At 65.6% G+C, this 12747-nt stretch carries 9 protein-coding genes; 7 read left to right on the top strand and 2 right to left on the bottom strand.

Annotated elements, in window-relative coordinates:
* Positions 1–69: 69 nt before the first annotated feature.
* Positions 70–630, top strand: a complete 561-nt coding sequence (locus BFF94_RS16265) for a BON domain-containing protein (protein ID WP_246637342.1) — start codon at positions 70–72, stop codon at positions 628–630.
* 92 nt (positions 631–722) lie between these two features.
* On the top strand, positions 723–1163 hold the full coding sequence (locus BFF94_RS16270; protein ID WP_128842826.1) for a DUF3331 domain-containing protein: 441 nt from the start codon (positions 723–725) through the stop codon (positions 1161–1163).
* Between the two features lie 62 nt (positions 1164–1225).
* On the opposite strand, the gene BFF94_RS16275 is transcribed toward BFF94_RS16270, so the two are convergent.
* Together BFF94_RS16275 and BFF94_RS16280 are read right to left on the bottom strand one after the other, a co-directional pair.
* Positions 1226–1657, bottom strand: a complete 432-nt coding sequence (locus tag BFF94_RS16275; RefSeq protein ID WP_128842827.1) for a universal stress protein — start codon at positions 1655–1657, stop codon at positions 1226–1228.
* Between the two features lie 220 nt (positions 1658–1877).
* Positions 1878–2420, bottom strand: coding sequence for an RNA polymerase sigma factor (locus tag BFF94_RS16280; RefSeq protein ID WP_128842800.1), 543 nt, complete (start codon positions 2418–2420; stop codon positions 1878–1880).
* A gap of 1382 nt (positions 2421–3802) precedes the next feature.
* Here BFF94_RS16280 and BFF94_RS16285 point away from each other — a divergent pair.
* The 5 genes from BFF94_RS16285 (at position 3803) to BFF94_RS16305 (ending at position 12727) form a co-directional block, all read left to right on the top strand.
* Positions 3803–8860 carry a trifunctional serine/threonine-protein kinase/ATP-binding protein/sensor histidine kinase gene (locus BFF94_RS16285; protein WP_128842801.1) on the top strand — a complete coding sequence of 1686 codons (5058 nt, stop codon included), beginning with the start codon at positions 3803–3805 and terminating at the stop codon, positions 8858–8860.
* Positions 8861–8975: 115 nt separating this feature from the next.
* On the top strand, positions 8976–9629 hold the full coding sequence (locus BFF94_RS16290) for a response regulator transcription factor (protein ID WP_246637343.1): 654 nt from the start codon (positions 8976–8978) through the stop codon (positions 9627–9629).
* A gap of 307 nt (positions 9630–9936) precedes the next feature.
* Complete coding sequence (locus tag BFF94_RS16295) at positions 9937–10320, top strand: response regulator transcription factor (protein WP_128842803.1); 384 nt, start codon at positions 9937–9939, stop codon at positions 10318–10320.
* 135 nt (positions 10321–10455) lie between these two features.
* Positions 10456–11526, top strand: coding sequence for a sensor histidine kinase (locus BFF94_RS16300; protein WP_128842804.1), 1071 nt, complete (start codon positions 10456–10458; stop codon positions 11524–11526).
* A gap of 352 nt (positions 11527–11878) precedes the next feature.
* Complete coding sequence (locus tag BFF94_RS16305) at positions 11879–12727, top strand: SDR family NAD(P)-dependent oxidoreductase (protein ID WP_128842805.1); 849 nt, start codon at positions 11879–11881, stop codon at positions 12725–12727.
* Positions 12728–12747: the final 20 nt, after the last annotated feature.

A 12747-nucleotide genomic window follows, 5' to 3' on the forward strand; every position in this document is an offset into this window, starting at 1 on the left:
CCGCAGCCTATACGAACGTATGCGGCCATCTATCCTGACGGGTCGTGCAGCTAGCTACAGATGCTATGGATGCCGGTGACGCTGCGCCTTATTCTGGTTCCACCGGTACACGAATCGCATCGGCAACGACTCGGGCGGCAGGTGATCGAGTCGGCTTCGCGATGTGGCAATGATGCGATTCGCGTGCGTCGCGACGATGCACACGACCGGAACATGCGTGCCATTCGATACCAGCAACCCAAGGAACCCATCATGAAAATTCGACAAGTCATCCTGAATGGCGGTCTGGCGGCCGTCCTGCTCGCTTGCCTGCAACTGCAGGCATTTGCCGACGAAAGTGCCAATGCGGCGGGCACGGATGCCGCGGTGACGTCCACCCAGACGAAGAAGGCCACGCGTGCGGCCAATCGCGCGTTCTCGCGGTCGATTCAGAAAACGCTGTCGCGAACGAAGGGGCTGCAAGGGCAAGCGATCACGGTTTTCGGCAATGCCGCGACCGGACAGGTGACGCTGGCCGGCCAGGTGCAAACTGAAGACGAAGACCATCTCGCGGTCGAGTCGGCCAGGAAGATCCACGGCGTCAAATCGGTGAAAAGCGAGCTGATGCTGCGTGAGAAAGGCGGAGCCTGAGCGAGGGCGCATCGCGGGGCCGAATGACGGGGTATCGGTGATTCGTGCGTCCGCTTTCACATGATCGATCCGATTGATTGGGAGAAGAGGTGATGGTGATGTTGCATGAAGCGGACATCGTGGCTCGCACGTTGATCAATGTCCTCGATCCTTCGCAAGAACAACGCAGCGTTTGCTTGCAGGCGCAGCGCACCCGATACAAGGCGCGACGCCTCGGGCTGCGCCAATGGGATGAGGGCGATGCGCGTGCGCGGGCCGAACCGCCTTTCAGAATAGCCGTGATGGAACGCCTTTCGTTGTCCATGATCAGTGTTTCATGGAGCGACTCGTGTTCAGGGCGGTATGCCGAGCAAATCTGGTGCAGGAGCCGCGCGCGTGTCCCGTCGATATGTGTGCTGACGGGGCGTGCGATACAACGCGGTGATCCGGTGTTTCGTCCGCGAGCGAGCGATGTCTGTCTGCCCGCCAACCGGCAGCGGATGATTCTTGCCGCGACCGTTCAACCATGTATCGATGCGGCCGACGCGATTTAGACCGGGCGAATCGCGGACGAACGCGATCGCGCGTCGTCCGCGCGCATCGATGCGCGCCGGCGCTAGGTCGACGGGACCGTGACGACGATAAGCGCCGCACCATGAAGGCGCTCGGCCAGATCGAAGTGAACGGGGCGCTCGCGCCACCAGCGAGCGAACCCGGTGCGGGCACGATATCCGACGACGATCATGTCCGCGCAGGTTGTCGACGCATGCGCCGCGATAGCATCGGCCGCGCGTCCGAACCGGAGATGGCCGCATGCGGCGATGCCGTCGTCCGTCAGTTTGCCGACCGCCCGTTGAAGATCGCGATGGGCGAATTCTTCCAGACGCTGATGGCCGAGCTCGCTGAGCAGTCCGGCCGACTGTGCGTTGGCGGTTACGTTGTCGACAATGGCGACGACGTCGACCGTGGCCGACAATGCGCGAGAAAGCGACGCACACCGCGCGAGTGCGGCGTTTGCTTCGTTGGTTCCGTCATAGACGAGCAACATTCTGGACAGCGATGACATCTTCGGCATTGGTTGCGGGAATAAAGTCGCCCGTGGCGGGCACCGGTGCAAGCGGTCGGCGTTCGGCCACGTGCGCAGAAGCGGGTGCGGCTGCTTTCACTGAACACGCGATGGCCATCATTTATTCCAGTGCGATCCCCCGCGCCGGCGATCGTGTCGCTGCCGGTTCGCCTCGGCAGACACGCGACGTCGCGCGTCGATGTCAGGTCTGCGCGTCGATACAATGTCCCGTCTCCATTCGTGATTCGCCGGATCCGTCGAACACCATGCGAAGCGCTTTGCGCGCGCGGGATATCCGGCTCATGATGGTGCCGACCGGTATGTCGAGCGTATCGGCTGCTTGCCGATAGCTGAGCCCATCGACGCTGACGAGCAGCAATACGGTGCGCTGGGATTCCGGCAGCCGCTCGACGGCGTCGATGATTTGCCGGATGGCCAGCCCGGTTTCGGGCGTGGAGCGGGGATCGGAGACCGTTTCCAGCAATGCGTCGCTCAGTTCGAGCACGAGGCGGTTGCGATGATTGCGTTGCCGCAGTTCATTGAGCCATATCGACTGGATGATCGAGAACATCCAGCTCACCGGCGACGTATCGGAGCGCAACTGATGAGCCCGCTCGAGTGCGCGAATGCATGCACGCTGGACGAGCTCTTCGGCATCGTACCGGTTACCGGAAATGCGCATCGCGAACGACCACAGGCGCGGCAGCATATCGGGCAGCATCGTTGAAAGTTCGGTTTGCTCCATGACGACTCAAGTCCGGCATGGGATCCCGGCTGCACGTCACGCGACGCGTCGACAGCGAGTGCGGTCCGGAGGAATCCCTGGGGAAAGGAATGTCCAGATGCGGCGGTCGGGCAGAGGGTGGTGTGAGTGCATCGAGCTGGCCGTGCGACGTCTGTACCGACGTATTGGACCGCCGGGAGGTATCGGGCTTATTTCGTCGAACGGGGTTTATGCAATGCAATGTACCTGCGGCGCACTCGGATACAGTGAGAGACAATCGAGCGCGCTGCGACGGTGGCCGCCGTAGTGCAACCGCATGGCAATTTCCGCAATCGACCGGCGCGACTGCGGGTCACTGGAATTCGCGCGGCAGGGCCGCTCGTCAACGGCAACGCATCTTCGTGGCTTCGCCCGGACGCGGATGGGCGGCCGGCCAATGAAGCACGTGCACGAGCCGGCCACTATTGCGCCTGCCCGTGTCGGATCGCCGGAAACGACGGCGCTTCAATGGCCGGAATAGAGTTTCCTGAGCGCGTCGAGCTCGCCGCTCTGGCGCGCGTGCGCGAGCTCCTGGCGCACTTCGATACGTGTCTTTCCCATCGGCATCGCCGCGGCCGGTGCCCATTGGGTCGTGGCCGCGGCATCTTGATTCCCTGTCATCGAATCGACGGGGGCCGCTGCATGGGCGCAGGCTGCGGTAGCAAACGCGACGAGCGCGAAGGTGATCCTTGATGTCTTCATGTCGGAATCCGGAAGGTGGGTCGATCGAACGGTACGCACGGTATCTGGCGAAGGCGGGAGCCGGATGCGCCGGCCGCGTTGCGCTGGTCGTCAGAATCCGTCGCGTGGGTATTGAGCGCCGCAAAGGTATCCCGCATGTGTCCGGGGCGTGGCATTTTGCAATGTCATGTATCCATCCGGAGACCAGGTACATCCGGATACGAAAGCGCCGGTCATGACGGGGCGCGAGTCCGCTTGGGCAGCTCGCATGCGTTGGCCGGCGCACATCGTCGCAAGCGCGTGGAGAGCGTATCGCGCTGTCGAACCGGCTCGATTCGAACCGCGGACAATCGATCGTCGGGAGCGGCGCGCGATCTGCGTGATGCGGGGCGTGCCGATTCCGGCGCGCGTTGTTGCATTGACGATATCGTGCTGGAATAATCTGCGGGTTCGCGTGTTATCACGGGTACCTGGAAGAAAGGCGCGGCGGCCGGTGAGGTGCGACACCGCACGAGCGAAATCGCGGGAGCCCCGCGGCCCGCGTCGCGACCGCGGGTTCGAACGAACGGATACAACCCGGCATCCCGCTCCGGCACGTTGCACGGGTGCCGCATGCCGTGCTCCACGCCGCCGTGCCAGCGGCGTTCGAGTTGATGACGCCACCGTTTCCTTACTGCATTCGCATGATCGAACTTTCGACACGCCGCTTTATCGAATTGAGCCCCGGCCCGCCACGGCTGCACCGTGCGATCGACGACCATGCGCCGTCCGTGCTGGTCGCCGGGCGCGGCGTCGCGGCACCGTCCGCGGTCGCCGCGCTGCAACGCGAATATGGGTTGCGCTCGGCACTGCACGAACGCTGGTCCGCTGTTCCACAAGCCATCGTGTCGCACGGTGGCGGCGCCGTGCTCGTCCTTGCCGATCCGGGCGGGATGCCGCTCTCCGTTGGCGGTGTACCGCAGCAGCGTTTGCCGGCGTTTCTGCGGCGCGCGATTTCGCTCGCGACAGCGCTGGGCGAGATGCATGCGGCCGGTATCGTGCATCGCGCGCTTGCGCCGCATCGCTTCCTCGTCGATGACGATGATCGTGCGTTTCTGACGGGCTTCGGCTACGCCATCGGCCCCGGCGCGACCGACCCGTTGCGCGACGCCGATCTCGATCGGGACGACACGGATTTCGTCTATACGGCGCCCGAACTCGGCACGCGCATGAACCTGCGTGTCGACGCGCGGGCCGATCTTTATTCGCTCGGATGCATTCTCTATGAGCAGTTGACCGGTGTGCCGCCGTTCGATGCGACCGATGCCGCCGGACTCGTGCACGCACACGCCACGCATTCGGCGCGCCCCCCTCACGACCTCGTTCCGCACGTACCGGAGCAGATTTCGCGGATCGTCGTGAAGCTGCTCGAAAAGGCGCCGGAGCAGCGGTACGGCACGGCTGCGGGGCTCGTCGCCGACCTGCAGCGATGCGAGCAGTGCCTTCGCCGTGACGGTCGCATTCCGATGTTCGCGCTCGATGTCCATGCGGCGCTGCAGCGTCTGCAGCAAGCCGATCACGTGGTGGGCCGCGAACAGGAGATCGACGCGTTGCGCGCGCAGTACCGTGCCGTCGCCACCGTTGGAGAGGCGCGCGTCGCATGGGTTTCCGGCCACTCGGGCATGGGCAAGTCGACGCTGCTTCTGGAGGCCGTCGCGCGAATCAGGCACGACGGGGCGCTGCTCGTGGCCACCAGCAAGGGCGAGGAAGGGCGCCGCGGCACGCCGTATGCGATGCTTGCCCAGGCGCTGGAGCCGCTGCTGCAGTTCGTGCTGGGTTGCGCGGACGACGAATTCGACAGGTGGCGCGCGCGAATCGGAACGGCAGTGGCGCCTGTCGGACGCACGCTCGCGAGATTCCTGCCGGCGCTCTCGGCGGTGCTTGGCCCGCAAGCGGGCACGCCGGAGCAATCCGAACTGGCGCCAGGGCTGGAGCGAGAGCGCGTGCTGCAAGCGATCGCCCGGCTGATCGCGTGTTTCGCGGCACCGGAGCGCCCGCTCGCGCTGCTGCTCGACGATCTGCAATGGGCCGATGCGGGCACGATACAGGTGCTGGAGCGCCTGGCGCAGCAACACCGCGACACGGCGTTGCTGCTCGTTGGTGCATATCGCGGGAACGAGATCGATGCGGGTCACCCGTTGCGGGCCGGCCCGCTGGCCGACATTCCCGATGCATTGACGGTGGAACTCGGGCCGCTGAACGAGCGGGCGACGACCGAGCTGATCGCCCACGCGCTGCATCAGGATACCGATGCGCTTCGCCCGTTGTCCGACCTGATCGGACGGAGAACCGGCCGCAATCCGTTCTTCGTGCATCACCTGCTGCGCCTGCTAGCCGATGAAGGCATGCTCGATTACGACGCGGGCGCCGGCCTGTGGCGCTGGAACATGGTGCACATTGCCGCGCATCGCGGCGGCGATGACGTCGCGATGATGCTGGCGCGGCAGTTCGAGCTGCTGCCGGACGCCGCACGATTCATGTTGCGCTTGCTGGCCTGCATCGGCCAGCGTGCGTCGACGCGCCTGCTGGCCACGGCCGCTGGCCTGACCGAGCCCGATGCGATCGAGGGGCTGCAGGCGGCGCTCGATGCCGGCAGTCTCCAGCGCGACGGCGACGACTGGACGTTCTGGCACGATCGCATTCGCGAGGCGGCGTATGCGTCGATCCCGGAGGGCGAACGGGCGGCGCTGCATCATGCAATCGCCTGCCGCTTGCTGGCGGCGGGCGATGCCTGCGCCGACGCCTTCGTGCTGGCCGCGCAGGCGAACCTCGCCAGCACGGTTGTCGAGGCGCGCGCGCAGCGCTGCGCGTTCGCGCGCGTGAATCTGGAGGCCGGGCGGCAAGCCAGGGCGGCAACCGCGCATCATTCCGCACTCGGCTTTTTTCGCGCCGCCGTCGATTTCCTCGGCGAACGGGACACCAGCGACGACGGGCTCGAGGCGCGCATGCTGTGCGGCGAGGCCGAGTTCATGACCGGTGCGCTCGAAGCCGCCGAAGCGCGCCTGGCCGAGCTGGAGCGGGTGGCCGGCGACGGCACTTTCGGCGCGGATCTCACGCGCCTGCGCGCGGCGTTGTACACGGCGCTGGGCCGCTTCGACCTGGCTCTCGGTGTCGGCCTTGCGTTCCTGAAGCGGTCCGGCATCGATATCCCGCCTCATCCGGACAGCGCGGACGTGCATCGCGAATACCTTCGCCTGCGCGGCTGGCTGGACCGCAACGGGATCGACGCGCTGCGTGACCTGCCGATCATCGGCGATCCGCTGCAGCGCGCGATTGTCGACATCTTTGCCGACCTGATCCCGCCGGCACTCTATTCCGACCAGGATCTGGTCGACATGATTCTGCTGCGCGCGGTGAATCTGGCGATCGAGCACGGCCATTCCGATGCGTCGGCCGACGTCTACGTCTGCATGAACCAGATCTTCGGCGCACGTTACGGCGATTACGCCGCGTCGCTGGCATTTGGCGAGCTCGCGCTGCATCTGGTCGACGAGCGCGGACTCGATCGGTATCGCGGCCGCGTGTACATGGCGCACGGCACGATCGTGGTGCCGTGGGTGTTGCCGGCGCGCTCGGCCCGTGGGTATATCTCGCGGGCATTCGAGATCACGGTCGAGTGCTGCGATCATACTTTTGCGCTCTATTGCAAGCGCAACGAGGCCACCGGCATGCTGTTCGCCGGCGAATTTCTCGGCGACGTACGCGACACGGTGGCGCACGGGCTTGTGATCGCGCGCGATGCGAATTTCCAGCTCGTGATCGATGCACTGCTTGCGCAGCAGATGCTGCTGAGGCGGTTACAGGAAGGCGAGACCGACGATCGCGACGTGTTGCCGCCGCCGGAGGGCAGGCCGGCGACCCTGGTCGATCTCGCCTACTGGGTCTACAGGCTGCAGGCGGCACTGTTGTTCGGCGATCTGCCGGACGCGCTTGACGCGCGCCGGCGCGCCGAAGCTTGCGAGCATGCGGCTCGTTCGTTTGCCGAGCGGGCCGATTTGCCGTTCTACGGCGCGCTCGCATTGCTTGCGCTGCCCTGCCGCGATGCGTCCCAGGAAGCTGCGCTGCAGCGCCATGTCGAGCAACTCGACGTCTGGGCGCGGGCCTGCCCGGCGAACTTCGTCGCGCGACGCGAGCTGGTGCGCGCGGAGCACGCGCGCGTGAATGGCCAGCCGCTGGACGCGGCGGAAGCTTATGCGCGCGCCGTGGCGCACGCGGGCAAGCATGGCTTCACGCAGGTCGAGGCGCTGGCAGCCGAGTGCGCGGCGCGATTCCATGCGGGCCGCGACGATATCGCTGCGCACGCTTATTTGCGCCATGCGCAGAGCGCATGGCAGCGTTGGGGGGCGCTGGCGAAGGTGCGCCAGTTGCAGGCCGCGCATCCCGATGTATTCGATGCCGGAGCGGGCAACCCTGTCGGGAGTCGGATGCACGCACTGGACGTCAACGCGGTGCTGCGCGTGTCGAACGCGCTGGCGAGCGACATCGTGCCGGCGCGTCTCGTGGAAACGCTGTTGCGCACGACACTCGAAAGCGCCGGGGCGGAGCATGGCGCGCTCGCGGTGCTGCGCGAGGGCGTCTGGCATGTACCGGCGCGCGCGGACGTGATCGACGGTACGATCGTCGTGACGCAAGAGGCCGTGTCGTTGACGGCGAGCGTGCTTCCTGTCTCGGTCGTGCAGGCGGTCGCCCGGACGCAGGAAGGGGTGGTGATCGACGATGCGTCGGAGTCGCCGGTTCATGGTCAGGATGCTTATGTTCGCCGCCGGCGCCCCCGTTCGGTGATGTGCGTACCGCTGATGCGTTATGCGACGCTCGTCGGCGTGCTGTATATGGAAAACAATCTGGCGGCGCGGATGTTTACCGCGGCCAAGGCGGCGCTGGTGGAGGTGATCGCCTCGCAGGCCGCGTTCGCGCTCGAGAATGCGCGGCTCTATGAGGAGCTGGTCGAGCAGAACCGTCAGCGCGCGCATGCCGAGGAACAGTTGCGTGCCGCACTTGCCGGCCTCGAGCGCGCCAGCCGCCTGACAGCGATGGGGGAGCTCGTCGCATCCATCGTCCATGAGATCGGACAGCCGATTGCCGCCGTGGACACGTCGGCGAGCGCCGCGTTGCGTTGGCTGAACCGGGAACCGCCGGACGTCGGCGAAGCGCGGGCGATGCTCGCACACATCAATCGGAGCGCGGCGCGGGCCAAGAGCATCATCCAGGCGCTGCGCGCGAAGGCACGCAAGGCCGCGCCGCAGTTTGCGACGGTTGACCTCGCCGAGGCCGTGCGCGAGGCCGCGGCGCTCGTCGCGCGGCAGCTCGACACGCTGGACGTGGTGCTGGAGCTGCGCAGTCACGATGGCCCCGTCTACGTATACGGCGACCGGATCCAGCTCCAGCAGGTCGTGATCAACCTGCTGACGAACGGCGCCGAATCGATGGCCGAGCTCGAGACGGCGCGTTGTCTTTCGCTTGCCTGCGCAGCGCACGGCGTTGACAGCGTACGCGTGACCGTGGAGGATTCGGGCAGCGGCATTGCACCCGACGTCGCGGACCGGCTGCTCGAACCGCTTTTCACGACCAAGGAGAACGGGATGGGCATGGGCCTCGCCATCTCGCATTCGATTGTCGACGCTCACGGCGGAACGTTGACGCTGTCGCCGCGCGAGGGTGCCGGTACGCGAGCAACCGTCATGCTGCCGCGCGTCGATCCATGATGCGTCGTCCGTCGGCGCGACGCGCGGCGGGCGGACAGGTTCTTCGAGTTGTGTTTGAGCCGCTCCGCGACCACTCCTGAAAATTCATCAGCGAATATCGATGCCGGAAACCAGAATGCCCCACGCGACACCTGCATCCGCGGATCGGAGCGGCCGAGTCGTCTACGTCGTCGATGACGACGAGTTCGTTCGTGCCGCGCTGATCAGCCTGCTGCGATCGATCGACCTGGACGTTCGTGCCTTTGCGTCGACGGACGAGTTTCTCGCGGCAACGAAGGGCGCAGGACCGTCGTGCCTCGTCCTGGACGTCAGGCTGCGCGGGCAGAGCGGAATCGCGTTTCAGACGTCGCTGGCAGAGAGCGGCGGCCCGCAGATGCCGATCATCTTCATCACGGCGCACGGCGATATTGCGATGACGGTGAAGGCGATGAAAGCCGGCGCGATGGATTTCCTGACGAAACCGTTCCGCGACCAGGACATGATCGATGCGGTGATTGCGGCGCTTGACCGCGATGCGAAACGGCTGCAGGACGATCGCTCGCTGCTCGATCTGCGCGCGTGTTGGGAATCGCTGACGCCGCGTGAACGCGAGGTGCTGCAACACGTCGCGACGGGCCTGATGAACAAGCAAGTCGCGGGCAACATGGGAATCGCGGAGATCACGGCCAAGATTCATCGCAGCCAGGCGATGCGAAAAATGCAGTGCCGCTCGGTCGCTGAACTGGTGCGCAAGATGACTGCGCTCGGCATCGACGTACCGTCGCGCTAGCGGCGGCCCGGGCGCGGAAAACCATCGGCGCTGGCGCATCGCGCGCCGAGCCGGATAACCTGCATCCATGCGGCGTGCGGCATCCCGATCTCCGGCGTGGCGCGCCCGGGGCACAGGCCGCCGCGCCCGCTGCGGAAAAAGCGAGCGCCATTCGTTTACCCGGATCTTTCATCAACCGGTCCATGCACCGACGCCGGCCCTACCCATACGTAGGTATGATGACGGTGCCGCGGCGTGACGGTATGCTGGCAACTTGGGTTAACAGTGCTCGGGACGGGCCGGTCCGTCCCCCTCGTCATAAGCAGGGATGCCTTTTTCACTCTCAACCTCCGATCTCGTATCCATTGTCGACGACGATCCCTTCGTACGCGCCGCCGCGGGAAGTTTCGTGCGTTCGTTGGGCGGGGAGGCGCGCGAATTCGCGTCGGGGCCGGCATTCCTGGCGTCGGACGTGGCGTCGCGAACGGGTTGCCTGATCTGCGACATCCAGATGCCCGAGATGGATGGCATCGAAGTCCTGGCCCGGATGGAAGCACGCGGCCTGCGCATTCCTACCGTGTTGGTCACGGCGTTCGTCACCGCCCGCACGTCCGAGCGAGCGCGGGCCAGCACCGCGCTTTGTCTCCTCGAGAAGCCGATCGACGCACAGGAGCTCGAAGGCTGGCTTGCCCGTGCGCTCGGATACGGCTGATCGCCGGTCTGCGCCGCAACGGCAACCTAAACCTTCGTAGGGGGTGGATGGCCGCTCGTTTGATGGTGCGAACCCCCTCACGCATGTTTTCATCTTCCCTGTACCGTCCGCCGCGACGGCGACAGGAGAACGAAGATGGCCAACATTCCTACCTTATCGTCCGGAGCCTGGTTTGAGGCTCGGCTCACGCGCTGTATCCGCAACCTCAGCCGCGCATGCCGTGGGCATGCGCGCGAACTCGTCGCGTGTCCGGCCCGGCTGTTCGTCGTGGCTGGCGTGCTGTTCGTCGCGGCGGCCCTGTACGACGCTCGCGACCTGCTGGCGAATGAATTGCTTCCCGCCGTCGGCGGCGATTTCCTGATTGCAAGCGTGGCGGCCGCGGTGCTTGCGCTGTTGGTGGTGGTGCTGTGGCTGCGTGCGCTGCGACTGGACGCGACCATCCGGCAACTCGCCGCGGCAGTCGAGAACCATGGGCTGGAAGAGTTGCCCCGGTCACTGGTCGAGCGCGGCACGCCGTCGATCGCGAGACTGGCAGTCGCGATCAACGACGCGCATCACCAGCACGGGGAACGCTTGACGGAATTGCTGCAGGTGCTCGCGGCCTATGCGCATGATCTGCGTACGCCGCTGACGCGCGTGATGCTGCGTAGCGGAATGCTGGAAGATCGCACGTTGCGCGATGCGATGGAGCGCGACCTTGCCGAGATGGGAGAACTGATCAACGCGAGCCTTGCCTGCGCGCGGCTTCAATGCAGCGTGGCGGAGCCGCCGCGCCGCGTCGACGTGGACGAGTTGCTCGGCTCGCTGGTCGACAACTATCGTGACGCGGGTCTTGCCGTCGCCCTGGACGGGCGGGTGGACTGTCCGCTCGTGACATTCCCGCATGCACTGCGGCGCGTGCTCGTCAACCTGATCGACAATGCACTGCGTTACGGGCGCGATGTCCGCCTGTGCGTTCGCGTCGATGCCAGACTCGTGATGCTTGCCGTGGTGGATTCAGGGCCGGGCATCGTGCCGGCGGAGATGGAAGCGGTATTCACGCCGTGGTATCGGGCGCCGCAGACATCGGCGCGCGCGCCGGGATCCGGATTGGGGCTCGCGATCGCACGGCGGCTGACGCAAGCGATGCAGGGGGAACTGCAACTGAACAATCGCAGCACCGGAGGCCTCGAAGCGCGCGTGACATTGCCGCTCGCCGTCGCGTGAGGGCATGGAGGCGATGTCGGCGGCGGCCGTTGTTCTGTTGCCGTCCGCTTTCATACAGCCTTTCAAAAACTCGCACGCAATCATGTAGGTGTCCAGATGATTGATTCATTTGTGAATGTCGTTCATGAACCGCGGAAAGTGCTTCGGGATGAGTGCGCGATCGCCGCTTCGTACAGAGGTTCGCCGGATACATTCCGATACGCCAGGGACATACGCGAGATACATGGCGGGCTCCCAATGATGCATGACGTCGAGTTCGGCGAGTCCGCGATCCCGCGGACGCACGGCGAACACCCGTTTTCACGCCGTGTGCGGGACGGGACGTCGATCGCAAATGACCGGGAGTGCGACAATGAATGACAGCAAAGTTTGGTTCATCACGGGCTGCTCCGGCGGCTTGGGTCTTCAGCTTGCCGAGGCGGTGCTTTCCGCCGGCCACAAACTGGCGGCAACGGCGAGGGACGTGACGCGTCTGGCCAGCCTGGCGGACGCATATGGCGATCGGATTCAAGCGATCCCGCTGAACGTCACCGACCCGGGCGCGGCGCGCGGCGCCGTCAGCCTGGCGGTGGAGCAATTCGGTCGACTCGACGTGCTGGTGAACAACGCGGGCTACGCCGATCTGGCGTCGATCGAAGACATCACCGACAAGGCGCTGCACGAGCAGATGGAGGTCAACTTCTTCGGCGTGTGCAATGTCACTCGTGCGGCACTGCCGTTCATGCGTCGGCAACGGGCCGGCCACATCATTCAGATCTCGTCGGTGGGCGGAAGAGTCGGCGGCCCCGGGCTCGCCGCCTATCAGGCAGCCAAATGGGCGGTGGGCGGTTTCTCCGAAGTGCTGGCGAAGGAGGTCCGTGATTTCGGCATCCAGGTAACGATCGTCGAGCCGGGATCGATGCGGACCCGTTGGGCCGGTTCGTCGATGACCATTCCGCCGATCAGCGACGCGTACAAGCCGATCATCGAACCGGTCGCGGCACGGTTGCGCAGCATCGACGGCATGCAACCCGGCGATCCCGCGCGGATTGCCCGGGCGCTGCTCGGCATTGCCGGATCGCCGACAGCGCCTTTGCGATTGCTGATGGGCAGCGACGCGGTCGCGGTAGCCGGCGCGGCGGCAAGGTTCCGTGCGGAAGAGGACGCACAATGGCGCGAATTGAGCGAATCCGTTTCGTTTCCGCCGGCGCAGCCCGAATGAAGTCGGCTGCCGGAGACCGA

Origin of the sequence: Burkholderia catarinensis (assembly GCF_001883705.2) — a bacterium.
GTDB lineage: Bacteria > Pseudomonadota > Gammaproteobacteria > Burkholderiales > Burkholderiaceae > Burkholderia > Burkholderia catarinensis.

Coding starts and splice junctions, on each gene's coding strand:
- BFF94_RS16265 (WP_246637342.1), top strand. CDS start 70: ATGCCGGTGACGCTGCGCCTTATTCTGGTTCCACCGGTACACGAATCG.
- BFF94_RS16270 (WP_128842826.1), top strand. CDS start 723: ATGGTGATGTTGCATGAAGCGGACATCGTGGCTCGCACGTTGATCAAT.
- BFF94_RS16275 (WP_128842827.1), bottom strand. CDS start 1,657: ATGTTGCTCGTCTATGACGGAACCAACGAAGCAAACGCCGCACTCGCG.
- BFF94_RS16280 (WP_128842800.1), bottom strand. CDS start 2,420: ATGGAGCAAACCGAACTTTCAACGATGCTGCCCGATATGCTGCCGCGC.
- BFF94_RS16285 (WP_128842801.1), top strand. CDS start 3,803: ATGATCGAACTTTCGACACGCCGCTTTATCGAATTGAGCCCCGGCCCG.
- BFF94_RS16290 (WP_246637343.1), top strand. CDS start 8,976: ATGCCCCACGCGACACCTGCATCCGCGGATCGGAGCGGCCGAGTCGTC.
- BFF94_RS16295 (WP_128842803.1), top strand. CDS start 9,937: ATGCCTTTTTCACTCTCAACCTCCGATCTCGTATCCATTGTCGACGAC.
- BFF94_RS16300 (WP_128842804.1), top strand. CDS start 10,456: ATGGCCAACATTCCTACCTTATCGTCCGGAGCCTGGTTTGAGGCTCGG.
- BFF94_RS16305 (WP_128842805.1), top strand. CDS start 11,879: ATGAATGACAGCAAAGTTTGGTTCATCACGGGCTGCTCCGGCGGCTTG.